This window comes from Mesorhizobium sp. P3_A10 (genome assembly GCF_056403175.1).
Map to the genome: position 1 here is coordinate 38,177 of NZ_JBFUFZ010000009.1, position 24,420 is coordinate 62,596.

The 24,420-nt window shown below is 64.6% G+C and carries 21 protein-coding genes; 6 read left to right on the top strand and 15 right to left on the bottom strand.

Translation table 11 applies throughout. From position 1 onward, the window contains the following. The first annotated feature begins 14 nt into the window (after nucleotides 1-14). Nucleotides 15-698, top strand: coding sequence for a cysteine hydrolase family protein (locus AC1DXU_RS27105; RefSeq protein ID WP_477373939.1), 684 nt, complete (start codon nucleotides 15-17; stop codon nucleotides 696-698). Between the two features lie 11 nt (nucleotides 699-709). On the opposite strand, the gene AC1DXU_RS27110 is transcribed toward AC1DXU_RS27105, so the two are convergent. Together AC1DXU_RS27110 and AC1DXU_RS27115 are read right to left on the bottom strand one after the other, a co-directional pair. Next, nucleotides 710-1,657 (bottom strand): LLM class flavin-dependent oxidoreductase, encoded by a 948-nt coding sequence (locus AC1DXU_RS27110; protein WP_477374140.1) that lies wholly within the window; start codon nucleotides 1,655-1,657, stop codon nucleotides 710-712. A gap of 127 nt (nucleotides 1,658-1,784) precedes the next feature. Continuing rightward, a complete protein-coding gene (locus tag AC1DXU_RS27115; protein WP_477248798.1) occupies nucleotides 1,785-1,940 on the bottom strand; it encodes a hypothetical protein in 156 nt (51 codons plus the stop codon). 279 nt (nucleotides 1,941-2,219) lie between these two features. Here AC1DXU_RS27115 and AC1DXU_RS27120 point away from each other — a divergent pair, with 279 nt between their 5' ends. After that, nucleotides 2,220-2,987, top strand: a complete 768-nt coding sequence (locus AC1DXU_RS27120; RefSeq protein ID WP_477373941.1) for an SDR family NAD(P)-dependent oxidoreductase — start codon at nucleotides 2,220-2,222, stop codon at nucleotides 2,985-2,987. Between the two features lie 194 nt (nucleotides 2,988-3,181). On the opposite strand, the gene AC1DXU_RS27125 is transcribed toward AC1DXU_RS27120, so the two are convergent. The 6 genes from AC1DXU_RS27125 to AC1DXU_RS27150 form a co-directional block, all read right to left on the bottom strand. Next, nucleotides 3,182-4,126 carry an ABC transporter permease gene (locus AC1DXU_RS27125; protein ID WP_477373943.1) on the bottom strand — a complete coding sequence of 315 codons (945 nt, stop codon included), beginning with the start codon at nucleotides 4,124-4,126 and terminating at the stop codon, nucleotides 3,182-3,184. Beyond that, nucleotides 4,123-5,178 (bottom strand): ABC transporter permease, encoded by a 1,056-nt coding sequence (locus AC1DXU_RS27130; protein ID WP_477373945.1) that lies wholly within the window; start codon nucleotides 5,176-5,178, stop codon nucleotides 4,123-4,125. Before AC1DXU_RS27130 ends, AC1DXU_RS27125 begins: the two co-directional genes overlap by 4 nt. Then, nucleotides 5,178-6,698: an ABC transporter ATP-binding protein gene (locus AC1DXU_RS27135; RefSeq protein ID WP_477373947.1), complete on the bottom strand. Its 1,521-nt coding sequence runs from the start codon at nucleotides 6,696-6,698 to the stop codon at nucleotides 5,178-5,180. Before AC1DXU_RS27135 ends, AC1DXU_RS27130 begins: the two co-directional genes overlap by 1 nt. Nucleotides 6,699-6,937: 239 nt before the next feature. After that, the gene (locus AC1DXU_RS27140) at nucleotides 6,938-7,957 is read right to left on the bottom strand and encodes a BMP family protein (RefSeq protein WP_477373949.1); all 1,020 of its coding nucleotides are present in this window, start codon (nucleotides 7,955-7,957) and stop codon (nucleotides 6,938-6,940) included. Nucleotides 7,958-8,080: 123 nt separating this feature from the next. After that, complete coding sequence (locus tag AC1DXU_RS27145) at nucleotides 8,081-10,153, bottom strand: 3-hydroxyacyl-CoA dehydrogenase NAD-binding domain-containing protein (protein ID WP_477373951.1); 2,073 nt, start codon at nucleotides 10,151-10,153, stop codon at nucleotides 8,081-8,083. Nucleotides 10,154-10,493: 340 nt separating this feature from the next. Then, a complete protein-coding gene (locus AC1DXU_RS27150) occupies nucleotides 10,494-10,718 on the bottom strand; it encodes a hypothetical protein (RefSeq protein ID WP_477373953.1) in 225 nt (74 codons plus the stop codon). Between the two features lie 179 nt (nucleotides 10,719-10,897). Between AC1DXU_RS27150 and AC1DXU_RS27155 the strand changes: the two genes are divergently transcribed. Next, on the top strand, nucleotides 10,898-11,500 hold the full coding sequence (locus tag AC1DXU_RS27155; protein ID WP_477373955.1) for a TetR/AcrR family transcriptional regulator: 603 nt from the start codon (nucleotides 10,898-10,900) through the stop codon (nucleotides 11,498-11,500). A 122-nt stretch (nucleotides 11,501-11,622) separates the two neighbouring features. On the opposite strand, the gene AC1DXU_RS27160 is transcribed toward AC1DXU_RS27155, so the two are convergent. From AC1DXU_RS27160 to AC1DXU_RS27190, 7 genes are all read right to left on the bottom strand, one after another. Further along, entirely contained in the window at nucleotides 11,623-12,570 is a 948-nt protein-coding gene (locus AC1DXU_RS27160; RefSeq protein WP_477373957.1) for an ABC transporter permease, read from the bottom strand. Nucleotide 12,571: 1 nt separating this feature from the next. Further along, nucleotides 12,572-13,552 carry an ABC transporter permease gene (locus AC1DXU_RS27165; RefSeq protein ID WP_477373959.1) on the bottom strand — a complete coding sequence of 327 codons (981 nt, stop codon included), beginning with the start codon at nucleotides 13,550-13,552 and terminating at the stop codon, nucleotides 12,572-12,574. 1 nt (nucleotide 13,553) lies between these two features. Next, nucleotides 13,554-15,071: an ATP-binding cassette domain-containing protein gene (locus AC1DXU_RS27170; protein ID WP_477373960.1), complete on the bottom strand. Its 1,518-nt coding sequence runs from the start codon at nucleotides 15,069-15,071 to the stop codon at nucleotides 13,554-13,556. Between the two features lie 46 nt (nucleotides 15,072-15,117). After that, nucleotides 15,118-16,131 carry a substrate-binding domain-containing protein gene (locus tag AC1DXU_RS27175; RefSeq protein ID WP_477319719.1) on the bottom strand — a complete coding sequence of 338 codons (1,014 nt, stop codon included), beginning with the start codon at nucleotides 16,129-16,131 and terminating at the stop codon, nucleotides 15,118-15,120. Nucleotides 16,132-16,228: 97 nt separating this feature from the next. Further along, entirely contained in the window at nucleotides 16,229-17,119 is an 891-nt protein-coding gene (locus AC1DXU_RS27180) for an SMP-30/gluconolactonase/LRE family protein (protein WP_477373962.1), read from the bottom strand. 182 nt (nucleotides 17,120-17,301) lie between these two features. Next, entirely contained in the window at nucleotides 17,302-18,042 is a 741-nt protein-coding gene (locus AC1DXU_RS27185) for a response regulator transcription factor (protein ID WP_477373964.1), read from the bottom strand. Then, entirely contained in the window at nucleotides 18,042-19,325 is a 1,284-nt protein-coding gene (locus AC1DXU_RS27190) for a sensor histidine kinase (protein WP_477373966.1), read from the bottom strand. The genes AC1DXU_RS27185 and AC1DXU_RS27190 overlap by 1 nt, the downstream gene beginning before the upstream one ends. Nucleotides 19,326-19,556: 231 nt before the next feature. On the opposite strand from AC1DXU_RS27190, the gene AC1DXU_RS27195 reads away from it, so the two are divergent. Genes AC1DXU_RS27195 through zwf form a run of 3 tightly spaced genes read left to right on the top strand, consistent with a single transcriptional unit; the run spans nucleotide 19,557 to nucleotide 24,417 of the window. Beyond that, entirely contained in the window at nucleotides 19,557-21,968 is a 2,412-nt protein-coding gene (locus tag AC1DXU_RS27195) for a glucan 1,4-alpha-glucosidase (protein WP_477373968.1), read from the top strand. Between the two features lie 33 nt (nucleotides 21,969-22,001). Beyond that, on the top strand, nucleotides 22,002-23,018 hold the full coding sequence (gnd, locus tag AC1DXU_RS27200; RefSeq protein WP_477327242.1) for a phosphogluconate dehydrogenase (NAD(+)-dependent, decarboxylating): 1,017 nt from the start codon (nucleotides 22,002-22,004) through the stop codon (nucleotides 23,016-23,018). 22 nt (nucleotides 23,019-23,040) lie between these two features. Then, nucleotides 23,041-24,417 carry a glucose-6-phosphate dehydrogenase gene (gene zwf / locus AC1DXU_RS27205; protein WP_477373970.1) on the top strand — a complete coding sequence of 459 codons (1,377 nt, stop codon included), beginning with the start codon at nucleotides 23,041-23,043 and terminating at the stop codon, nucleotides 24,415-24,417. Nucleotides 24,418-24,420: the final 3 nt, after the last annotated feature.

A 24,420-nucleotide genomic window follows, 5' to 3' on the forward strand; every position in this document is an offset into this window, starting at 1 on the left:
GAGGTGAGCGGCAGATGATCAAGGCGACCCCTTTCGACTTTCCCTATGACGGCCGGCTGATCGCCGAAAACACCGCGTTGATCGTCATCGACCTGCAGGAGGATTTCCTGTCGACGACGGGTTACTTCGCCAAACAGGGATATGACCCGACGCCATTGCGGGCGATCTTGCCTGTGGTGAGCCGGCTGATCGCAGCGGCGCGTGCGGCGGGTCTGCGGATCATCCACACCAGGCAAGGCTATCGCGGCGATATGGCCGACATGACGCCCTACGAAAAATGGCGCCGCCAGCGGGCCGGGCTCGACGGCACCGAAATCCTGTTGCGTTCGGGCCCCGGCTTCCAGATCGTGCCCGAGATCGATGTCGCACCACAGGACATTATAGTCGACAAGACCTGCAACGGCGCTTTCACCTACACGGACCTGGAGCTGGTCCTGCGGGCGCAAGGCATCACGCATCTGCTGTTCTCGGGATGCACGACGGATGTCTGCGTGCACACGACGTTGCGCGAGGCCTGCGACCGCAATTTCCAGTGCCTGACCATTTCGGACGCCTGCGCCAGCGGCGACCGCAAGGCGCACGAGGCGGCACTGCACATGGTCACGGTTGAGCACGGGGTCTTCGGCGCGCTGACCGATTCCGGCGCCGTTATCGCCGCCTTGTCGCTGCTAGGCGGCAAGGCGGGCCGGAACAGCTGAAGACGGTCGCCTCAGCCTGCCGTATGCACATCCGGCGTTGCACGAGGTGCAAATGCCCCGGGTTGGCTGACCTCAACTTCGCGACGCTCTAGCGAATTGCGCAGCAGCGCGATCGTCTGACGGCCGGCGGCCGCGATCTCGCGCGGCCTGTCGACGCCGACGATCATGAATTCGTGGATGCCCAAGGCCGCGTAGGGCAGCAGCGACAGCGCGACCTGCGCCGGCGGTCCGAAAACATCGACCGCTTTGTGGCCGGAGGCGTTGCCCTCCGAACGGATGCGAACGGGCAGCGCAAAACGCACCTTGCTGGCGCGGCCGTGTTCGGCGGCGGCGCTGCGCACGCGCTCCATCAGCTGGCGGATCTCGTCGAGCGTATCAGGCGTCAGTTCGAAGACATCGGCATGCCGCCCGGCGACCTTGAGCGCCGTTCCGGACTGTCCACCCATGCGGATGGTGACGTCGGCGCCATGCGGGCCCTTGCGCGGCACGTAGCCGCCCTTGACGCTGTAGAAGGCGCCTTCATGGTCGAAGGGCCGGTCGTTCGACCACAGCCGCTTCAGCAGCACCAGATATTCGTCGATGCGCTGCCTGACCACCGTATGGCCGACCGGACGCGTCTCGGCATCGTCATCGTTCAGCGGCTCGCTCAGCATCCGCAGTGACAGCCGCCCGCCGCTCCTGGCATCGAGCGCCGCCAGCTGCCGTGCCGCCACCGTCGGCTCGATCACGCCCGCCCAATGCGTCAGCACCACCTCCAGCGACGAGGTGCGGTCCAGCGCCTGGGCGGCAATGTCCATATTGGTCAGCAGCCCGGCCTGGTCGTCGACGACGATCTTCTGGAAGCCAGCATCCTCGATCAGCGACAGTTTTGTCGCCGTCTCCAGAAAATCGTAGAAAAAGGGCACGACCGAACCGGCGGGGTGCGTCTTACCGGGAACATGCGTGAACTCGATCGGCATCGCCATCTCCTCCATCACGTTGCAATCAGCCGGCGCGCGAAAGCGCACCGCGATTAAGGGTTCATTCAACTCCGGTTGCCTGAAAGCGGTAGGCCGCTACCCCCAGTCACCCAGGAAATAGAGTCACTCAGGGAATAAGACCCAGGACCACTGCCCCGGTGAACACAAACGCGAGGGCAAAGACGAGATAGGCGAAGGCCCCGGCATAGGCCGGGCGAAAAGTCTGGGCATTGGCCAGCCTCTGGCCGCTGCGATCAGTCTGGGCGTTCTGGATATAGGACATACCGATCTCCGTCTCGGCGGTTAATCTATAAAATCAGTAGACTTTGTCGATTGCTATTTTTTGGCAATTGCTGGAACGATTTTCTCCAGCTGGGCAAGAAATTGGTCGTCGTTTGCTGGGTGAGACGGCGCGGCGATCGGGCGGCGACATGCCCCGTGTGCATGAATGGCCCTATGGCCTCGTCCCTCTGCACCACCTTCATGCATTGGCCGGCAAAGACATGAGGGATAGCATCGCTGCCAGATGCAAAATCGCTAGATAGGACAAGGGGAGCTGAAAATGAGCGGAAGACTGGCCGGCAAGGTTGCCATCGTTTCGGGCGGCGCGACGGGAATGGGCGGGGCGGCCTCGGAACTCTTCGCCGCCGAAGGCGCCAAGGTGGCGATCATCGACCGCAACGGCGAAGCGGCCGCCGCCACCGCAGCAGCGATCCGCGCGCGCGGCCATGTCGCCGAGCATTTTGTCGCTGACGTCTCCGACGAAGCGCAGGTTCAGGCGGCGGTCAAAGGGGCGAGTGAAACGTTCGGCCCGGTCACTGTCCTGTTCAACCATGCCGGCACCATCGTCATAAAGCCGTTCCTGGAGACGACGGTTCAGGAATGGGACTGGCTGCACGCTGTCAATGTGCGCTCGATGTTCCTGATGACGCGCGCCGTGCTGCCCGGCATGATAGCGGCCGGCGGCGGATCGATCGTCTGCACCTCGTCGATCTCGGCGGTGGCGGCGACGCCGATGGAGGTGCTCTACGACACCACCAAGGGCGCCTGCCACATGTTCGCGCGCGCCATTGCGGTGGAATTCCGCGACCGCAACATCCGCTGCAACGCCGTCTGCCCCGGCTTCATCCGCACCCCGCACGGCCTGCGCGAGGTCGCCGATCTCGGCAAACTCGGCGTCGACGTCTCCGACGCGGCGATGGCCGCGCAACAGGGCCGCATCGGCGAGCCGGAAGAGGTGGCCAAGGCGGCGCTGTTCCTGGCCAGCGACGAGGCCAGCTTCGTCAATGGCGCACATCTGTTCGTGGATAATGGCTTTACCGCGATGTGAGTATCCAAGGCTTGGGCGCCCTTCCTCTCCCCCGTCGATCGGGGGAGAGGTGTCGAGCGCAGCTCGACGGAGTGGGGGTCGACCGTTGGCGCGGGGTTCAGGAGGATTCTTCCAGGTGGTTCCCCCACTCCGTCGCTGCTTCGCAGCGCCACCTCTCCCCCCTCCGGAGGGAGAGGAAGGGCACCAAGCCTTGCCTACCGCTCTTCCCGTCGAAACGGCTTCAGCAGCGCCGAAGGCGCTACTGCGTTGCGCGACATCACCGCCATGGCGACGATGGTGAAGATGAAGGGCAGCATCAGGAACGCTTCATAGGGGATGTGGCCGAGGCCGCTTGCCTGCATGCGCAGCTGCAGCGCATCGACAAAGGCGAACAGCAGCGCCGCCCCTGCCGAGCGCCAAGGATCCCAGCGGCCGAACACGACCAGCGCGATCGCCACCCAGCCGCGCCCGGAGACGACGCCGAAGGTGAAGGCGTTGAACTGCGCCATCGTCAGAAACGCGCCGGCCAGCCCCATCAAGGCGCCGCCGAGGATCACCGCCTGGAAGCGGGTGGCAATGACGCTGACGCCGGCAGAATCGGCGGCGCGCGGATTTTCGCCGACCATGCGCACCGACAGGCCCCATGGCGTGCGGTAGAGCACGAAGGCGGCCAAGGGGATGGCCAGCATCGCCATGTAGACCAGCGAAAACTGGTTGAACACCGCCGGCCCCAGCACCGGGATATCGGAGAGGAACGGGATCGGCAGTGTCGCGAATCCCTTGATGTTGGGCGGCACCGATTGCTGGCCAAAGATCAGCCGATAGAGGAAATAGGCAAGACCCGACGAGAACAGCGTCACGCCGATGCCGCAAACATGCTGGCTCAAGCCCAGCGCCACCGTGAACAGCGCATGCAGCGCACCCATCAGCATGCCGGTCAGCACCGCCACCAGCACGCCGAGCCACAGGCTGCCGCTGAGGCTGGTCGCGGTGAAACCGGTCATCGCCGACAAAAGCATGATGCCTTCAATGCCGAGATTGAGCACGCCGGCGCGCTCGGAGAACATTTCGCCCAGCGTCGCAAAGGCCAGCGGCGTGGCGATGCGGATGATGGCGGCCAAAAACCCCACCTGAAAGATCTGTTCGAACACTGCGTTCATTTGGCGGTCCCCACGCGGCGGACGCGATAGGCGGTGAACAGCAGCGCCACCAGCATGGCAAGCAGCGCGGTACCCTGGATGACATCGCTGAGGAAGGCCGGCACGCCGGTCGCCCGCGACATCGCCTCGGCGCCGGTCATCACGGCGGCAAGAAAAATTGCCGCCGGCACCACGCCAAGTGGATTGAGCCGTGCCAGCATGGCAACGACGATGCCGGAATAGCCATAGCCAGGCGAGATGTCGCTCATCACCTGGAAATGCACGCCGCCGACCTCGCCGACACCGGCGAGCCCCGCCAGCGCGCCGGAGAGCAACGCCGTCGAGATCAGCACCCGCTCGACATTGATGCCGCCATAGCGCGCGGCTTCCGGGTTTTCGCCCGTGACCCTGATCTTGAAGCCGAGCGTGGTGCGCACGATCAGGAACCAGATGATCGGTGCGGCGAGCAGCGCCACGACGACGCCGAGATGCAGCCTTGTGCCTTCGAGCAGCACCGGGAAATTGGCCGAATCCTCGATCGGCGGCGAGATCGGATAGCCGCTGAAGGAGTCCTTCCAAGGTCCTTCGATCAGCGCCATCAGCGCGTAGTAGATGACCGAGTTGAGCAGCAGCGAGGAGACGACATCGTCGACCTTGAATTTGACCCGCAGCGTCGCCGGCACCAGCGCCACCGCGGCTCCTGCGGCCGCACCCGCCAGAGCCATCAAAAGCATGGCGAGCGGCCCTGGCATCGGGATGGCGCCGACAAAGCAGCTGGCGACAGCGCCGGCGAGCAATTGACCCTCGGCGCCAATGTTCCAGAATTTTGCCCGGAAGGCGACGGCGACCGCCAGCCCGGTGAAGATCATCGGTGCTGCGCGCACCAGCGTTTCGGTGATGGCGAAGCTGTCACCGAACGAAGCCGTAAACATCACGCCATAGGCTTCGAGAACGCCGGCGCCGGCCAGCGCGATGAGGCCGCTGCACAGGATGAGCGTCGCCCCGATGGCCAGCAGCGGTAGCGCCAGGTTGAACCAGGCGGGCGTCGAGGTGCGAACTTCCAGGCGAAACATCAGGCCGCCTCCTCCGCCTGCCCGGCCCCGGTCATCAGCAGGCCGAGCCGCGCGATCGTGGCGTCAGTGCTGTCGAGCGTGCCGGCGATGCGCCCCTCATACATCACCGCCATGCGGTCGCAGAGCACCAGCAATTCTTCCAGATCTTCGCCGATGACGATGATGCCGCAGCCCTTGGCGCGCATGTCGAGGAATTTTTCATGAATGAAGCGGGCCGCACCAATGTCGAGGCCGCGGGTCGGCTGGGAGACGATGAGCACCTTTGGATCGAACGCAAGCTCGCGCGCCAAGAGCGCCTTTTGCAGATTGCCGCCGGACAGCGCCCCGGCGCGTGTCATCGGCCCGGGGCAGCGTATGTCATAGGCCTTGATCTGTTCTTCGGCGAAGGCACGGATCGCATCCGGCTTGAGCAGGCCTTTGCTGCTGAAAGCATCAGTGCCGATGCGCGGCAAAACCATGGAGTCGGCGAGCGGCAGATTGGTGACCAGCCCGGTCGTCATACGGTCTTCCGGGATGCGCCCAAGACCGAGCGCCTGCACCTCGCGCGGCGAAAACCGCGAAACTGCTTTGCCGGCTATCGTCATCTTGCCGGCATCGGGCGCCCGCACGCCGGAAATCACCTCGGCCAGCGCCCGCTGACCATTGCCGGAGACACCGGCGATGCCGAGGATTTCACCGGCGCGGACCGAGAGCGACACATCGCGCAGCGCCATGCCCGAATGGTGCGATGTCGAGATGCCGTCAAGCGTCAGCACCGCCGTACCCGGCGTCGATGGTCCTCTGGCCGGCGGCACGATCTCGTGGCCGCACATCAGCGTTGCCATCTCGGAGGATGTCGTGTTGGCCGGGTCGTCGACGCGGCCGGCGACGCGGCCATGCCGCAGCACCACGCAGCGATGCGTCAGCGCCCTGACTTCGTTGAGCTTGTGCGAAATGAAGATGATGCCGAGCCCTTGCGCCGCCATCGAGCGCAGCGCCGAAAACAGCCCGTCGACCTCGGTCGGCGCCAGCACCGCCGTCGGCTCGTCGAGGATCAAGAGCCTGGCGCCGCGAAACAGCGCCTTGACGATTTCCAGCCGCTGCTGCTCGCCGACCGACAGTGCCGAAACTGCAAGGTCGGGGTCGAGCGTCAGCCCATGCTGCCGGCCGATTTCGGCCAACCGCGCCAGCCCGCCGGTGCGGTCGATGCGGCCGGATATACCAGGAATACCGATGAGCAGGTTCTCCAGCACCGTGAGCCGCGGCGCCAGGTGAAAATGCTGATGCACCATGCCAATGCCGGCGGCCAGAGCATCGGCCGAGCTGGTGATCTTCACCGGCCGGCCCTGAATCAAGATCTCGCCGGCATCCGGCGCATAGGCGCCGAACAGCACGTTCATCAGCGTCGTCTTGCCGGCGCCGTTCTCGCCGAGCAGCCCGAGTATCTCGCCGGGTGCCACGCTGAGATCGACGGCCTCGTTCGCCTTGACGGCGCCGAAGGCCTTGGTGATGCCGCGCATTTCGATGAGTGGGGCGGGCAAGGGTGCTCCTGATCGGCTTTACGATTCAGCTTTGTTTGACAGGAATGCGCTGCACCCCCCTCTGGCCTGCCGGCCATCTCCCCCTCAAAGGGGGGAGATCGGATGTCACTTTCGGCTTTCGCCAATCTTCTACGTCGAACAAAAAGTGCCAGCGACGAAGCTGCCAATCTCCCCCCTTGAGGGGGAGATGTCCGGCAGGACAGAGGGGGGTGCCTAGCACCCACCCCAAAGACTACAAATCAATCCGAAACCGGCGTGTTCTCGTCGACATCCACCCGGAAATTGCCTTCCAGGATCTCGGCCTTCTTCTTCTCGACCAGATCCTTGACCTCGGCCGGCAGCGTCTTGTCGAACTTGTGGTATGGCGCCAGGAACGAGCCGCCCTTGGCCATGCGCGAGAAATCGCCATAGTCCTGCGCGGTGAAGACGCCGGCCTTGACCAGCTTGATCGCCTGTTCGACGGTCGGGTACATGTCCCAGACCGGTCCGGTGATCACCGTATCGGGGCCGAGGCTCGCCTGGTCGGACATGTTGGAGATGGCCAGGATCTTCTTTTCCGCCGCCGCTTCGATGACGCCGAAGCGCTCGGCATAGATGACGTCTGCACCGGCATCGATCTGGGCGATCGCCGCTTCCTTGGCCTTCGGCGGATCGAAGAACGAGCCGATGAAGGCGACCTTCTTCTTGATGTTCGGATTGACCTCCTTGGCGCCGGCAAAGAAGGCGTTGACCAGCCGGTTCACTTCCGGAATGCCCATCGCCGCGACGGCGCCGACCGTACCCGACTTCGACATCTTGCCGGCGATCAACCCGGAGAGATAGGCCGGCTCGTGGATCCAGTTGTCGAAGACGCCGAAATTAGGCTCCGCCGGCCCGGCGCCTGAGCCGAACAGAAAGGCGGTCTTCGGGAACTGCTTGGCCGTCTTGCGCGATTCACGCTCGGCGGCGAAGGCATCGCCCAGCACAAGCTGATAGCCGCCTTGCGCATATTCGCGCATGACTCGGCTGAAATCGGCGGTCTGCACCTTCTCCGACCATTTGTACTCGATGCCGAGTTCCTTCTCGGCCTTCTGCAAGGCGACATGGATCTGGTTGTCCCATGGCTCCTCGATCGGCGTGGCGAACATCGCCGCCACCTTCAGCTTCTTGTCCTTGGCAAAGGCGCTGCCCGGCAGCATGGCCGCCGCCAGTCCGAGTGCGCCCAGTTCCAGCACGTTGCGTCGCGAAAGCCCTTGGATTTTGCTGTTGTCGTTTTTCATGGAAGTGCCCCTCTGGCTGACAGCCGTGTCGAGCCGGCTGTTCTCAGGAATGTAGACAGGGAACTATGGAACGACGCTTGACTTTTGTCCACATGGTCAAATTTGGTGGCGTCGGGAGAAGGCCTATCCGGCGACCGGGCTTTCCCAAGCGCCGGTCTCGGCCATCCGCCGGAGCAGAGGCGCCACCCGGAACACATCCTTGCCGGTCCGCTCGTGCCAGTAGTCCAGCCGCTCGATGATCTTGCTCGCCCCTTCGAGGCCGGCCCAGAACATCGGTCCGCCCTTGCCCACGGGAAAGCCGTAGCCATTGACCCAGACGATATCGATGTCGGAGGCGCGGGCGGCGATCTTCTCCTCGAGGATCTTCGCGCCCTCGTTGACCAGCGGATAGAGCGTGCGCTCGATGACCTCGTCGGTGCCGATGGTGCGAGGCGCGATACCTTTTTCCGCCGCCCTGTCGCGGATCAGCGCTTCGACCTCCGGATTGGCGACCGGTATGCGCGAGCCGTTCTCGTAGCGATAGAAGCCGCTGCCGGTCTTCTGGCCGAAATGCCCCTGTTCGCACAGCGTGTCGGCAATCACTGCCGTCAGGCCGCGCGCCTTGCGGTTGCGCCAACCGATGTCGAGGCCGGCGAGGTCGCCCATCTGGAACGGCCCCATCGGCCAGCCGAAATCGGTGAATGCCTTGTCGATCTGGCTGGGCGTTGCGCCCTCAAGCAGCAGTGCCTCGGATTCGGAACCCCGCGCCGCCAGCATGCGGTTGCCGACAAAGCCGTGACAGACACCGACCACAACCGGCACCTTGCCGATGCGTCGTGCCAGTTCGACGACGGTCGCCAGCGCATCGGGCGCCGTCTTCTCGGCCCGCACGATCTCCAGCAGTCTCATGACATTGGCCGGCGAAAAGAAATGCAGGCCGACGACATCCTGTGGCCGCGACGTCGAGGTGGCGATGGCGTTGACGTCGAGATAGGAAGTGTTGGTGGCCAGGATCGCGCCGGGCTTGGCCACCTTGTCCAACTTGGCGAACACATCGTGCTTGACCGCCATGTCCTCGAACACCGCCTCGACGATCAGGTCGCAATCGGCGAGGTCGCGGTAGTCGGTGGACCCCTTGAACAGGCCGAGCCGCTCGCTCTTGGCGTCTTCCGACAACGAACCACGCGTGACCGAAACGGTATAGTTTTTCTCGATCGTCGCCAGCCCGCGCTGCAGTGCTTCGCCGCTGGTTTCCAGCAAGGTCACGGGATAACCGCCATTGGCAAACGCCATGGCGATGCCGCCGCCCATCGTGCCGGCGCCGATGACGCCGACGCGTTCTATCTGGCGCCTGGTGACATCCTTGCCGGGACCCTTTGCTGCCTCACGTTCAGCGAAGAACAGGTGCCGCTGGGCACGCGACTGGTCGCCGGCGACAAGTTTTAGGAACAGCGCCCGCTCCGCCGCCAGCGCTTCGTCGAACGGCAGCGTGATGGCGTTGCGGACTGCTTGCGCACAGGCGACCGGGGCTTCTAGGCCCCGCGCCTTCTTCGCCAGCTCCGCCGCCTCGTTGTCGAAGGCCGGGAGATCAACTTCCTCGAGCCGCTCATTGCGGTCGCGCACCGCTACGAACGGGCCACCCTTTGCAACCATTTCGGTGGCGAAACGAGTGGCTTGCGCGACCAGGTCACGGTCGAAGAGGGCGTCCACCAGGCCGGAGACCAGCGCATCGCCCGCGCCGATCGGCGTTCCAGAAACGATCATGCCAAGCGCCTTCCGCGCGCCGACAAGGCGCGGCAGCCGCACCGTGCCGCCGCCACCCGGCAGCAGCCCGAGCTTCACTTCAGGCAGGCCGAGTTTAGCCTGGACATCGGCGACGCGGAAATGACAGCCGAGCGCCAACTCGAGACCACCGCCGAGCGCAGTGCCGTGGATGGCGGCAACCGTCGGCTTGGCGATAGTCTCCAGCGTCGCCACGATGGCGCGCAGCTCTGGCTGCTGCAGCGGCTTGCCGAATTCGGTGATGTCGGCGCCGGCAACAAAAGTCCGCCCGGCGCAGGCAACGACGATGGCCGCGACCGATGGATCGTCCCGCAGCGAAACCAGGGCCTGCATCAACGGCTCGCGGACATGGAAGCTCAGCGCATTGACCGGCGGATTGTCGATGGTGACGATCGCCACGCCGTTCTCGTTTGCGACGTTGACAGAATTGGACACGCGGAACCTCCCGAGACCGGCTGCGATCGCGGATGGGTTTACTAGGCCGTGCCGCAAATGGAAACCCGATCCGCCTCTGGCCCAATGCTTGGCCGTGAGCCTACCGTCGACTTGCTGCCTAGGCTGCCCGGCAATTGCGCGTCGGCGCTGCGCCCGCCGCCTCACGAAGAGGCCGCAGCCGAGGCCGTGGAGGAACAGAAGCCCGGCAAAGGCCGTGTAGGAGAAGTATCGGGGCTGGCAGGGGCCAGCAGCGCCACGAAGCTCGCGGCACCCGCCGCCATGCCTCGAACAGCAAACGAAACGCCTCCGAAACGATCCGAGAAACAGCTCGGCGCTGCGATCAATAAAGCCGAGCATCAAGATCGCCGACCAGAGCAGCGTCTGCTCGATTGAGTACCAAGATGTACATTTCGGTCCGGCCGAACTGGCCGCCGACACGGCCGAATGCGACGACCAGCACGGCGGCGATGATGTAGCCGACGTCGCCCACGCCAGATGGTTGATGTTTCCGGGGTCGAGCACCTGCGGCCAGCGTGACGAGCGTGGTGTTGCTCAGAACCTCCATCCGTGGGTTGCGGACGGTCCTGCATGGTCGCGATCATCGTGGTAATGTCCGGCAGCGCTGGCATGATAGCCGCCGTGCTAGATATGAGGGTGACCTCCGCTATATGAGGCTGACCTCACATATGTATGAGGATACTCTCACGTATATATGAGGATGGTTTCACTTTTGGAAGCATGAGGATGACCTCTGAAAAGGCAAGCACAACACTGCCGCAGCCGCGCGCGCCGCAGCAAAAAAGAGGCCACGATCGCGTCGCGGCCCTGATGGCGGCAGCCGCGGAGCTGTTCGTCGAAAAGGGTTTCGAGGCCACGACGATGACCGAGATCGCCGCCAGGGCGGGGGCGGCCATCGGCACGCTCTACCTGTTCTTCCCGACCAAGCAGGCCATGGCGCAGGCGATCCTTGTCGCCACGGCGGAAGAGCTGTCGGCCGAGCTCGATGGCCTGCGTGAGCAAACCGAGGCGATGCACGCAGCGACGATAGCCGACCAGTTGTTCGCGTTGCTGGGCACGTTCATGGCCACGCATCCGGTCTATTCGGCGCTGCTCGATCTGCCCGGCGACGATCAGTGGCGGCGTGCGGTGCGCGCCCGCCGCCGGGAGCATATCGCCGCCTTGTTTGCGCAAGCCTATCCGCCCTTGCCGGCGGAGCAGGCGGAGCGCCTGGCGGTGATCGTACCACAGCTTATGCGCATACCTCTGACGCTGGTCGGCGAGGAGCGCCTGCGCGACGAGGTGCTGGATGAGTTGCGGCTGATGCTGAACAGGCATCTAGAGTCATGAGAAGGCTGACGCAGGTGATCGGCCAGAGCATGATCCCGAAAAGTGGAACCTGGTTTTCGGAAAAATCATGCTCAAGCAAAAAGATAGAGCGCCATCCCGATTCCATCGGGATGGAACAGGCTCTACCGCACTGCCTTCTGCCCGCCCGCCACCGTGATGACGCCGACGATGATCAGCCCGGTCAGCAACAGCCGAACCCCGGCGCTGACGCCGAACGTGTTGAGCATGGTCAACAGCAGCACCAGGAACAGCGCTGCGCCCCAGACGCCCGGCACATTGGCCTTGCCGCCCGCCACCGAGGTGCCGCCGATGACGACGACGGCGATCGAGGCCAAGAGATACTCATTGCCGATATCGACATTGGCGCCGCGGAAATAGCCGGCCAGCAGCGCCCCGTCGATGCCGCCCAGCGCGCCCGACAGCGTGTAGGTGAGGAAGCGGATACGGCCGACATTGACGCCGGCCAGCCATGCGGCACGGATGTTCTGGCCGATCGCCAGCACCGAGCGACCATAGATCATGCGCTGCAGCGCGATGGCCGCGCCGATGGTGAACAGCACGGTCAGAATGGCCAGCACCGGAATGCCAAAAATCTGCCAGTTGGCGAAATCGGCGAAGCCCGGCGGCGGCTTGATCTGCAGCCCGCGTCCATAGCTGATGTCGATCGACTGGATGATGAAGCTCGCCGACAAGGTGGCGATGATCGGCGGAATGCGCAGCGCCCAGATCAGCAGGTAGTTGGCGGCGCCGATCGCCATGCCGCAGGCGAGCGCCGCCAGCAGCCCGACCGCAATCATGGAATCGTTGCCGTCCATGACCTTCATGGCAACGGCGCTGGCCAGACCGATATTGGCCGGCAGCGACAGGTCGACATTGCCCGGTCCGAGCGTGATGACGAACATCTGGCCGACGCCGACGATGACGGTGAAAACAGCAAGCGACAGGGCCGCGGTGATCATGCCGCCGCCGCCATAGCCGCCGGTGAAGGCGATGGTTGCCAGCCACACCAGCAGCGCGCCGAGAAACGACCAGATCCAGGGTTTGGCGAGCATTGTCCGCAGCGAGGCCATCTCACCTCTCCTTGCGGCTGATCAGCACCCGGGCCGCCAGCACGATGATGAGGATGGCGCCATTGGCGGCCACCTGCCAGTCGGGTGGGATGTGCATGAAGGTGAGCAGTGGCGAGGCGGCGAGCGCCAAAGTCAGCGCGCCGAGCACGGCGCCGATCGGCGACACCCGGCCGCCGACGAATTCACCGCCGCCGAGGATGACGCCGGCGATCGACAGCAGCGTGTAGCCATTGCCGATATTGGCGTCGGCCGAGGTGGTGATGCCGATCAGCGCCATGCCGGAGAGCACGCCGAACAGGCCGGTCAGCGCAAACAGCACGATCTTGGTTCGCAGCAGCGACCAGCCGGCGCGCCCGAGCGCCGCAGGATTGCCGCCGGAGCCACGCAGAATGACGCCATAGGAAGTGCGCATCAGGCCGAAATGGACGACAGCAGCGATCAGCAGCGCGGCGATGATCGGGAACGGAATGAACGGCGGTTTGAAGGCCATCAGCGACAGCAGCCAATCCGGCGCCTTGCCGCCGGGCTTTGGCAGGACGAGGATGGCCAGCCCTTGCCAGACGAAGCTCATGCCCAGCGTCACGACGATCGACGGCAAATTGCGCAGATGGATCAGCGCGCCGAGCAGCGCATAGATGCCGATCGAGCCGAGCAGGATGACGATTCCGGTGAGCGGCGCGTCCTTCAGCCATGTCGCGGTGACACAGCCGACGAAACCGACAAAGGTGCCGATCGACAGATCGAGCTCGTTGCCTGCGATGACGAACATCTGCGCGATCGTCGCCAGCGCGATCGGGATTGCCAGATTGAGCATCAGGCTGAAGCCGAAATAGCTGATGGCGCGCGGGTTGAGCCAGGCGATGGCCAGCAGCACCAGCACCAGCGACAGCGCCGGCAGCAGGCCGCGCAGCAGCCTGGCGCGTGCCAGTGCGCCGCGTTCGGAAGAGCCTTTCGAGGCGGTCGCGACGGAAGCCATTGTCATCTCAGGCCGCGTCGCCGAACGAGGACTGGATGATCTTTTCCTCCGTCAGTTCGTCGCGCCGAAGATTGGCGACGATCCGACCGTTCTTGAAGACATAGATGTGGTCGCAATTGTCGAGCTCTTCGGTTTCGGTGGTGTACCAGAGGAAGGTGCGGCCGCGACTAGCCTCTTCGCGCACGAGATCGTAGACCTCGAGCTTGGTGCCGATATCGACGCCGCGCATCGGATCATCCATCAGCACGATCTTGGCGTCGGAGCCGAGCGCCCGCGCAAACAAGGCTTTCTGCTGATTGCCGCCGGACAGCGAAAAAATGTTGTTGTTCATGTCCGGCGTGCGGATGCCGATCTTATCCTTCCAGAACTGGGCGAGTTCCGCCTCGCGCTGCGGCGAAATCAACAGGCCGTTGCGCAGGCGCGCCAGCGAGCGGATACCGATGTTCTCCGAGATCGACCATTGCGGAAAGATTCCGTCCGACTGGCGGTCGCCGGCCACCAGCGCCACCGGCGCGGTCACCTCGATGCCGGTCCTGGCGCGCTGAGCTGCGGCAAAGATCGCCAACAGCAGATCCGTCTGTCCATGGCCGGCAAGCCCGGCCAGGCCGATGATCTCGCCCGCATGCGCGACGAGCTCCTTGCCGTCCTCCTGCCGTGCCGGACGGGCCCGAACCCGCAGCGGGCCGGCCGCTGATTTGGCCGCCACCTCGGCCACGATCTTCTCGCGCGCTTCCGCGCCACCCATCGCCGTCACCAGCTTTTCGCGGTCGAAAGCCTTGGCCGCATCGGCGGCGACGACCTTGCCGTCGCGCATCACCACGATGCGGTCGGCATTGTTCAGCACCTCGCCCAGCACATGCGAGATCAGGATGCAGCTGCCGCCGCCGGCGACGAAGCGGCGCACGAAGGCCAGCAACTGGCCGGCCGTATGCGCGTCGAGCGAGGATGTCGGCTCATCGAGGATGACCAGTTCGAGCGGGTCCTGCGTCACCGTGAAGGCGCGCGCCACTTCGACCATCTGGCGCCGGCCGATGGACAGGTCGCCGGCAATGTCGGCTGCCGAAATGCTGTGGTCCGGAAAAATCTCGTCGAGCTTGGCGGCGATAAGATCGGCCGCCTTGCGCCGCCAACCGAGCCCGCGCAGCGACGGATGATTGATGCGGGTGTTCTCGGCGATGCTGAGGTTGGGGCACAGCGACAATTCCTGGAACACGCAGCGTATGCCGAGCTTTTGCGCGCGCGGCACCGAATAATGGTCCTCGATGCCGCCGCGCACGGCGATCTGGCCGCTGTCGGGCACCATTGTGCCCGCCACCATATGCATCAGCGTCGATTTGCCCGCGCCATTGTGGCCGACCAGGCCGACGCACTCGCCGGCCCCGACATGAAAGTCGACGCCGTTAAGCGCCCGAACGGCGCCGAAATGTTTTTCGGCCCCGTTCAGTCTGACTATGTCCAATTTGGCGGCGCCGAGATGTTTTTCGGCGCCGTCCAGTCTGACGATGTCTGCGTTGGCCTCAGGCATGCTCAACGATATCCGGTCGGCGACGCCAGCGGCAACAGGTCAGCCATCACTTGATGTTGGCTTTGATCGCCGCGATGGCATCTTCCTGCGTGTATTCGTGGCTGGCGACGCCGCCCTTGACGATTTTTGGCAGCTCGGCCTCGAAATCGTCCTGGGTGAAGGCGAGATACGGCACCAAGAGATCGTGCGGGATGTCGGTGCGGCCGTCGAGCACCTGCTGTGCCACCCAGAAGGCGAGTGACGACACGCCGGGCGCGATCGACGCCGACCAAGTGTTGTAGCCGTCCTTGTCCTTCTGTTCCTTCCACCACTGCAGCTCATCCTGGCGGTTGCCCATGATGATGGTCGGGCGCGGCTTGCCGGCGGCGGCGAAGGCCTGTGCGGCGCCATAGCCGTCACCGCCCTGGTCGACGATGCCGACGACATCCGGCAGCGACGGCAGGATGGTAGCCACCGCCTTCTGCGCCGTGGTCTGGTCCCAGTCGCCGGTCACCGAGCCGACGATCTTGAACTCGGGATGGGCAGCGACGCCTTCGAGGATGCCGGCATGGATGGCATCGTCGATCGAGGTGCCGGCAAGGCCACGGATTTCAAGCAGATTGCCGCCCTTGGGCTGGAACTTGGCCATCTGCTCGACTTCCTGCTTGCCCATGTCCTTGAAGTCGACGACGACGCGGTAGGCGCACGGCTCGGTGACGGTGCCGTCGAAGGAAACGACGGTGATGCCGGCGTCGCAGGCCTGCTTGATGGCGCCGTTGAGCGCATCCGGCGATGCCGCGTTGATGACGATGGCGTCATAGCCCTGCAGGATCAGGTTCTGCACCTGAGCCGCCTGGGTCGGCACTTCCTTGTCGGCCGTGGTGAAGATGTCGGCAGCGCCGACCACCTTGTCGGCAACCGCCTTCTTGGTGACGATGCCATAGCTGTCGAGCATCGCCTGGCGCCAGGAATTGCCGGCGTAATTGTTGGAGAAGGCGATCTTCTTGCCGCTGGTGTCGGCCAGCGCCGTGCCTGAGGCCAGCATGGCCGCCAGGGTACTCAAGACCAGTAGTTTCTTCATGTCATAGTCCTCCCATGTGATGTTGACTGCTGCACTTGCCACCGGCTTTCAGGCCGGCGGACCTCCCGTTCCGATTTGAGCACGGATGATCCCGGGCTCAAAACAGTCTCAACCCCGGCACCCGAACCCTTAGCCGGTAAAGCGACGTCGACGCGGCGATGTAGAGGCTCTTCAGATCCTCGTCGCCGAAGGTGAAGTTCGCACAGTCTTCCGGCGTCGCGATGACACCCAGAAGGTCGCCTGAGGCATCGAAGACATGGATGCCGCCGGGACCGGTGCAATAGAGATTGCCGCGGCTGTCGATCTTCATGCCGTCCGGTGCTCCCGGCTCCGTGCCTTCGGTCACGGCCCATACGGCGCCGCCGTTCAGATCGCCATTCGCCTCGACCCCGAACACCCGGATATGGCCGCGCTCGGTGTCGTTGATGAACAGCCGCGACTCGTCGAGCGAGAAGCACAGCCCGTTCGGCTGGGCGAAATCGTCGGCGACCAGCGTCAACCGGACGCCATCGCCGTCGATCCGATAAACGCCCTGGAACGACAGCTCCTGAGGTCTTGGCACGCCGTAGAACTCCACCCGGCCAAAGCCCGGATCGGTGAAGTAGATCGACCCGCTGGTGGCGACGACAATGTCGTTGGGGCTGTTGAGCTGCTTGTCGCCGTGATGCGTGGCCAGCACCGTCGTGCAGCCGTTCGGTTCGGCGCGGGTGACGCGGCTCGTCGCATGCTCGCAGGTGACCAGCCGGCCCTGGCGATCGAGCGTGTTGCCATTGGCCTTGTGGCTCGGCTCCCGGAACAGCTCGACTTCGCCCGAGGGGCTTCGCCGATACATGCGGCTTTCGGGAATGTCGCTGAACACCAGCCATTTCTCGTAGGGGTGCCACACCGGCCCTTCGATGAAGCCGAAGCCGCTCGCCAGCCTTTCCATGGCCGCGTTGCCGACAACGTCGCCGAAACCGGAATGGCGGGCCCCCACCGACGCAGCCATCATTGGCTCTTCGGTTCGCCCAAGAGCATCCATATGCTGGCGAATGGCATAAGCGTTTCCCGTATATCTTCTTGTTGTTGGGGTGAGGTTAGTCGTCGCTCCGCAGGAGCGATACCGGCCTACCCGCAGCAACGACTGTGTGTTTGCACAGTCGCAGCCGCGGCCGATGGTTTTCTATGGGATCAATGGCCCTGCGGCGGCTGCGCGTTGGCCAGCCAGGCGTCGAGGCGGTCCTGTTCGCGGCGCAGCGCATCGACATTGATCAGCCCGCGCGCCATGGCCAGATAGATCGCCCGTGTGCGCGAGTTGAAGACCGAGGCGTCGCTGGCACCGTCCTCTGCCGGCACGATGCCAAGCTTTTCGTAGACATGCTTGATGCGGCTCTGGGCGCCGCGGATCGACAGCCCCCGGCGCGACGCAATGGCCCGGTCGGTGAGGCCGAGCGCGATATCGATCAGGCTTTCATACTCGCCGTCGGTGATGCCTTCGAAGCGGTCCTGGACGCGGTGCTGGATGCCGCGGATCTCGCGGTCGATGATGCAGTGGCCTTCGCGGAAAACGCCGCGCAAGGCCGAGCGCATGCCTTCTTCCGTCGCCGATTTCAGCACATAGCCATAGACCGAACCGGGCGGCACGATGCGCGCCACGCCTCGGACATAGGCTTCGTCGGCAAAATTCGACCAGAACAGGATATGGGTGCCGGCAGAGCGGCTCCAGATCGAGCGGGCGACCTCGATCCCCGTCGCCTTGGGCAGCTGCAGGTCGAGCACGACATGCGGCGGCTGGCGTTCGGCAGCGAGATTGATGGCGTCCTCGCCATCGCCGGCCTCGATCACCTCGACATCGCCGGGCCATAATTGCTCGACGGTGCGGCGCGCGAATGTGCGGTGCAGCCCGTCATTCTCGGCGATCATGACCAGCATCATAGTGCCTCCGACACGACCCGGTGTTCGGGTGCTGCTGCTAGAACGGCCGCCTTGCCTTGCAAGGGCTGGCGGTCGATCTCGATGACCACCCGCGTCCCGCTGCTCTTCCGGCTGGCCCGGCCGATGCGCAGGCGCGCACCGATAAGCGCCGCCCGCGTATGCATATGGCCGATGCCGCCATGCGCGGCCGGATCGACCGTGCCGCAGCCCTGGCCGTCATCGGTGACGACGACGCGCAGCACGGTCTCGGTTGCATCCAGCAGCACGTCGATGCGGTGCGGCGCGGCGTGACGAACCGCATTGTTGATGGCTTCCTGGACGATCCGGTAGAGCGCCGTGCGCATCGGCTCCGACAAATTGTCGGCGCTGCCAGCGCTGGTGTCGGCGATGCGCACGGCAATCGGCGGCTTGGCCCTGGCGACGCTGCGGTTGAGATGCGCTTCGACGGCATCGCGCAGCCCGAACAGTTCGAGCACGCTTGGCCGCATATCGTCGACGATGTGGCGCAATTCGGTAAGGCAGCCGACGACCTCCTGCTCGAGATCGGCAAGCTGCGCCGCCCGCGCCACGCCCTGGCTGCGAAACGCCGAGACCTGGCGCGCAATACGGGCAAGGTCGCCAAGCGTCTGGTCATGCAGGTCCATGGCCATGCGGCGGCGTTCCCGCTCCATGCCTTCCGTTAGTTGCGAGGCGCCGACCCTGAGCAGTTCCACCCGATTGTGCGCTTCGCTTTCGGCGAGCATGGCGCGGCGCGCCTCCTCGGTCTGGATCAGCGCAAAGATATAAGGCGCGATAAGGTCGGCGCATTGCTGGGCCACCGCGACATCGGCGAGCGTATAGCAGCCGACTTCGTGCCGGCTGATGTTGAGGGCGCCGATGATGCCGCCGCGCGCCTTGAGCGGCACGACGATGCGGCTGCGTAGCCTGGCGGCGAAGATCGGCCCGTCGATCGCTTTGTCGAAATGGAAGCGCTGGTCGCACAGCGCGTCGTCGGAAAGCAGATAGGGCACCTCGCCCCACAGGATCGAGCGTATCGGGCTGACCTCGGTCGGCAGCGGGTGCTGGGCCAGCTCGCTCCAGCTGGTGTGGAAGCCAGCCTCATAACAGGCATGCTTGCGCCCATCCTGCGACAGCACCGCCAGATCGACGTGATCGTGCGGAATGAGCGTGCCGATCTCGATGGCGGTTGCGCGAAACGCCGAGCCCGGGTCGATATGGCCGGCCAGCGCCTGCGAAATGGCCAGCAGCCGGTCGATCAGCATGGGAGATACATCCGACATCGCTTTGAGACCCTCCCATGACACCTGAACAGTTACGCTACGCGAGCCGCGACGCTTCTCGCGCCGCCAATTCCCGAATTTCGTCAGGCCTCCCCTGCAACAGGAATAGTGGGCACCTGTGACCGGCGCTGTCAACGACGCCTCCGTCGCGGCGGCCGATCAACTTGCGGTGCATCAATTGAAAAGGGTTCGCGTCCTGGTCTAGGGAAGAGGCAGGAGACCAAAGCAAAAATGGCAGCGACGCCAACTGTTGCGCCGGGCGCACCCGGAATCCCAGCGCGCTGGACGTCGAGCGCCAAGAGCGGCGTTGGAGCAGCCCTTTCACCGGCCAGCCGCGTCTGGTTCACGCTGAGCCACGGCATTCTCAACGAAATCTACTATCCGCGCCTCGACAGCGCCTGCACCCGCGACATGGGATTGCTGGTGGCCGGCCCGGATGGCTATTTCTCCGAGGAGAAGCGGGACGCCGAACACCGGGTCGAACGGTTCGAGGATGGCGTGCCGGCCTACCGGCTGGTTAACACCGCGACCGACGGAGCCTGGCGGATCGAAAAGCGCATCGTTACGGATCCGAAACGCCCTACCTTGCTGCAGGAGATCACCTTCACGTCGCTCAAGGGCGCCGACCACAGCGTCTACGCACTTCTGGCGCCGCATCTCGTCAATGCCGGCATGGGCAACACCGCCTGGATCGACGACCACCAAGGGAAAACAATGCTGTTTGCCTCGGGGCGCGGCGTCTGCCTGGCGCTCGCCTCGTCACTGCCCTGGGGAGACTGCTCGGCCGGCTATGTCGGTGTCTCCGACGGCTGGCAGCAACTCAGCCACAGCGGTCGTCTCGATCCGGCTTGCCGCAGGGCCGAGGACGGCAATGTCGCGCTGACCGGTGAGATCGGTTTTTCCCCGGCAAATCCGAAAGCCCTGCTAGCGCTTGGCTTCGGCGCCACCCCACAAGAGGCGGCGGACCATGCTACTGCCAGCCTTGCCCAGGGGTTTGAGCCTGCCGCCAAGGCCTATGTCGAGACATGGCGCAAATGGCAGGCCGGCCTGCTGCCGCTCGACCGCCATGACCAGTCGGGCCTCAACACCTATCGCGTCAGCACGGCGGTGCTGGCAACACACCGGTCTCTCGCCAAGCCCGGCGCGGCCGTCGCCAGCCTGTCCATCCCGTGGGGTTTCAGCAAGGGTGACGACGACCTCGGCGGCTATCATCTGGTCTGGCCGCGCGATCTGGTCGAGACCGCCGGTGGTTTCCTTGCAGCCGGCGATGCCGAGGCGGCGCTGCAGACGCTTGCCTATCTCCGTTCCATCCAGCAGCCGGACGGCCATTGGCCGCAAAACGTCTGGCTCGACGGCTCGGCCTATTGGCCGGGCATCCAGATGGATGAGTGTGCCTTTCCGCTGCTGCTTGCCGACGCGCTGCGCCGCGCCGGCCGTTTGCCGCGCGCAGCACTGACTTCCTTCATGCCAATGATCGAGAAGGCGGCGTCCTACGTGGTGCGTAACGGCCCCGTCACCGGCGAGGACCGCTGGGAGGAGGATGCCGGCTACAGCCCGTTCACGCTAGCCGTCGAGATATCGGCATTGCTCGCCGCCGCCGATATGTTCGACGCTTTCGGCAAAGCAGAGCCGGCTAACTATCTGCGCGAGACTGCCGATATATGGAACGACCAGATCGAGCGTTGGACCTATGTCACCGGCACGGATTTGTGCGCCGAGCACGGCGTCAACGGCTATTATGTCCGCATCGCGCCGCCCGACGATGCCGGCGCGGCGGCGCCGAAGGACGGCTTTGTGCCGATCAAGAACCGCCCGCCCGGCGACACCGACAAGCCGGCCGAGGCCATCATCAGCCCGGATGCGCTGGCGCTTGTCCGCTTCGGTCTCAGGGCAGCCGATGATCCGCGCATCGTCGACACGGTCAAAGTTATCGACGCGCAATTGCGCATAGAACTGGCGCAAGGACCACTCTGGTACCGCTATACCGGTGACGGCTACGGCGAACACGCCGACGGCGCGCCGTTCGACAGCACCGGCACAGGCCGGCCATGGCCGTTGCTGGCCGGCGAACGCGCCCATTACGAGCTGGCCGCGGGGCGCAAGGACAGAGCGGCAAGCCTGCTCGAGACATTCGAGGCCTCCGCCGGGGTCGGCGGCTTGCTGCCGGAGCAGGTCTGGGATGGTCCTGACCTGCCGCAGCACGAATTGCGGCGCGGCGGGCCGTCAGGCAGTGCCATGCCGCTGGTCTGGGCGCATTCGGAGCATATCAAGCTGCTGCGATCGCTGCGCGACGGCGCGGTCTTCGACATGCCGCCGCAAGGTGTGGAGCGCTACATCACGGACAAGACCGTGTCGCCGCGCAGGACATGGCGCTTCAACAACAAGCCACGCACCATCCCCGCCGGCAAGCTATTGCGCGTGGAGCTTCCGGCGCGCGGCGTGGTCCACTGGACAAGCGACAAATGGCTGGCTGTGCAAGACAGCAAGACCGCGGAGAATGCCTTTGGCATCCATCTGGTGGATCTGCCCGTTGCCGATATTCCGCCGGGCAACGCCATCGTCTTCACTTTTTTCTGGCCCGATACAGGCGGTTGGGAGAATGTCGACTTTTCCGTCGGCATAGACGCGCCGGACAGCCAGTAAAGCTTCGATTCCTCAAGAAACCAGGACAAGACCATGCAAATCGGAATGATGGGACTGGGCAGGATGGGCGCCAACATGGTGCGCCGCCTGATGCGCGATGGCCATGAATGCGTCGTCTATGACATCAACGCGGCAAGCGTCGCCGCTCTGGTCAAGGACGGCGCCATTGGTGCTGCCTCGATGGAGGAATTCGTCGGCAAGCTGTCCAAGCCGCGCAGCGCCTGGCTGATGCTGCCGGCAGCGATCACCGGCAAGATCGCCGACCAGGTGGCAGCGCTGATGGAACCCGGCGATATCATCATCGATGGTGGCAATTCCTACTACCACGACGCCGTCGACCAGGCGGCCGAGCTGGCGGCCAAGGGGCTGAACTATGTCGATGTCGGCACCAGCGGCGGCGTCTGGGGCCTGGAGCGCGGCTACTGCCTGATGATCGGCGGTCCCGACGAGGCAGTGCGCCATCTCGATCCGATCTTTGCCACGCTGGCGCCGGGCCTCGATGCCGGTGCGCCGGCTCCCGACAAGGCCGCGGGCACGGCGCCGTTCGGCTATCTCCATTGCGGACCGAGCGGCGCCGGCCATTTCGTCAAGATGGTCCATAACGGCATCGAGTACGGCGTCATGGCCGCCTATGCCGAAGGCATGAACATCCTGAAGTCGGCCAATGCCGGCAAGCGGCAACGCACGGCCGACGCCGAAACCAGCCCGCTGGAAAACCCGAAATATTATCAATTCGACATCGACCTTCCCCAGGTGGCCGAGGTCTGGCGGCATGGCAGCGTCATCGGTTCCTGGTTGCTCGACCTGACCGCCGGCGCGCTGAAGAGCGACCCGGCGCTAGCGCAATTCGGCGGCCGCGTCTCGGATTCCGGCGAAGGCCGCTGGACGCTGAAGGCGGCGATCGACACTGGCGTGCCCGCGCCGGTGCTGTCCTCGGCCCTGTTCGACCGCTTCTCTTCGCAAGGCGAATCCGAATTCTCCGACAAGCTCCTGTCCGCCATGCGCTACGCCTTCGGTGGCCATGTCGAAAAGCCGAAGGCCGGCTCGTGACGGTGGCGAGGGAGGCACGCTCATGAGCCAGGAACGCTCCGACACGCTGGTGCTTTTCGGCGCCACCGGCGATCTCGCCCACAAGAAGATCTTTCCAGCACTTTACCAGATGGTCGCCAAGGGAACGCTGACCGAGCCGGTGATCGGCGTCGCTTTCGATCCCTGGGACCTCGGCCAGTTGCAGGCGCGCGCCCGCGACGGCATCGTCGCCGCGCTCGGCGGCATCGATGACGCGGTCTTCGCCAAGCTGGCCTCGCAGCTGCGCTATGTCAGCGGCGATTACCGCAACGGCGCCACCTTCGAAAAGCTGAAAAGCGCGCTCGGCTCGGCGCAGCGGCCGCTGCACTACATGGCGGTGCCGCCGACCATGTTCGAGACCGTCGTCCAGGGGCTGGAACAATCCGGCACCGCGCATGGCGCGCGGCTGATGGTGGAAAAGCCGTTCGGCCACGATCTGCAATCGGCGCGCTGGCTGAACCGGGTGCTGCATCTGGTCTTCGACGAGCAGTCGATCTTCCGCATCGATCACTATCTCGGCAAGGAGGCGATCCAGAACCTGCTCTATTTCCGCTTCGCCAATTCATTCCTCGAGCCGATCTGGAACCGCAATTTCGTCGAAAGCGTGCAGATCACCATGGCCGAGGATTTCGGCGTCGAGGGCCGCGGCCGCTTCTATGACGATGTCGGCTGCATCAGGGACGTGATCGAAAACCATCTGCTCAACATCCTGTTGCTGCTCGCCATGGAACCGCCGGTCGGCCGCTCCGCCGACGATCTCATCGACGAGAAGGTGCAGGTGCTGAGGGCCATCCGCACGCTGACCAAGGACGATGTCGTGCGCGGCCAATTCAACGGCTATCTGGCCGAGCCCGGCGTGGCGCCGAATTCGCCGGTCGAGACCTTCGCCGCGGTGCGCTTCTTCGTCGATACCTGGCGCTGGCAGGACGTGCCCTTCTTCATCCGCGCCGGCAAGAACATGCCGGTGCATGTCACCGAGGTGGTGGTGCGGCTGAAGCGGCCGCCGCTGGATGTCTTCGACCCGATCAAGCCAGCGGACCAGAACTACGTCCGCTTCCGCATCGATCCGCAGGTGGTGATCGCCATCGGCGCGCAGCGCAAGGCGCCCGGCGACGACATGATCGGCGAGCAGGTGGAACTGACGGCGCTCGACGACTCGAAGAGCGACATGCCGCCCTATGAGCGGCTAATCGGCGACGCCATGAACGGCAACGGCCAGCTGTTCACCCGCCAGGACGCCAGCGAAATGGCCTGGCGAATCGTCGGCCCGGTGCTTGGCGACACCACGCCGCCGCATGTCTATGAGCCGAAGACCTGGGGACCGGCCGATGCGATGGCCGGGTTCGGGCCGCCCAATGGATGGATCGATCCGGTAAGATAATTT

Coding starts and splice junctions, on each gene's coding strand:
- AC1DXU_RS27105 (WP_477373939.1), top strand. CDS start 15: ATGATCAAGGCGACCCCTTTCGACTTTCCCTATGACGGCCGGCTGATC.
- AC1DXU_RS27150 (WP_477373953.1), bottom strand. CDS start 10,718: ATGGAGGTTCTGAGCAACACCACGCTCGTCACGCTGGCCGCAGGTGCT.
- AC1DXU_RS27195 (WP_477373968.1), top strand. CDS start 19,557: ATGGCAGCGACGCCAACTGTTGCGCCGGGCGCACCCGGAATCCCAGCG.
- AC1DXU_RS27140 (WP_477373949.1), bottom strand. CDS start 7,957: ATGAAAAACGACAACAGCAAAATCCAAGGGCTTTCGCGACGCAACGTG.
- AC1DXU_RS27170 (WP_477373960.1), bottom strand. CDS start 15,071: ATGCCTGAGGCCAACGCAGACATCGTCAGACTGGACGGCGCCGAAAAA.
- AC1DXU_RS27120 (WP_477373941.1), top strand. CDS start 2,220: ATGAGCGGAAGACTGGCCGGCAAGGTTGCCATCGTTTCGGGCGGCGCG.
- AC1DXU_RS27160 (WP_477373957.1), bottom strand. CDS start 12,570: ATGGCCTCGCTGCGGACAATGCTCGCCAAACCCTGGATCTGGTCGTTT.
- gnd (WP_477327242.1), top strand. CDS start 22,002: ATGCAAATCGGAATGATGGGACTGGGCAGGATGGGCGCCAACATGGTG.
- zwf (WP_477373970.1), top strand. CDS start 23,041: ATGAGCCAGGAACGCTCCGACACGCTGGTGCTTTTCGGCGCCACCGGC.
- AC1DXU_RS27180 (WP_477373962.1), bottom strand. CDS start 17,119: ATGGCTGCGTCGGTGGGGGCCCGCCATTCCGGTTTCGGCGACGTTGTC.
- AC1DXU_RS27110 (WP_477374140.1), bottom strand. CDS start 1,657: ATGCCGATCGAGTTCACGCATGTTCCCGGTAAGACGCACCCCGCCGGT.
- AC1DXU_RS27175 (WP_477319719.1), bottom strand. CDS start 16,131: ATGAAGAAACTACTGGTCTTGAGTACCCTGGCGGCCATGCTGGCCTCA.
- AC1DXU_RS27130 (WP_477373945.1), bottom strand. CDS start 5,178: ATGTTTCGCCTGGAAGTTCGCACCTCGACGCCCGCCTGGTTCAACCTG.
- AC1DXU_RS27125 (WP_477373943.1), bottom strand. CDS start 4,126: ATGAACGCAGTGTTCGAACAGATCTTTCAGGTGGGGTTTTTGGCCGCC.
- AC1DXU_RS27155 (WP_477373955.1), top strand. CDS start 10,898: ATGACCTCTGAAAAGGCAAGCACAACACTGCCGCAGCCGCGCGCGCCG.
- AC1DXU_RS27165 (WP_477373959.1), bottom strand. CDS start 13,552: ATGACAATGGCTTCCGTCGCGACCGCCTCGAAAGGCTCTTCCGAACGC.
- AC1DXU_RS27185 (WP_477373964.1), bottom strand. CDS start 18,042: ATGCTGGTCATGATCGCCGAGAATGACGGGCTGCACCGCACATTCGCG.
- AC1DXU_RS27190 (WP_477373966.1), bottom strand. CDS start 19,325: ATGTCGGATGTATCTCCCATGCTGATCGACCGGCTGCTGGCCATTTCG.
- AC1DXU_RS27115 (WP_477248798.1), bottom strand. CDS start 1,940: ATGTCCTATATCCAGAACGCCCAGACTGATCGCAGCGGCCAGAGGCTG.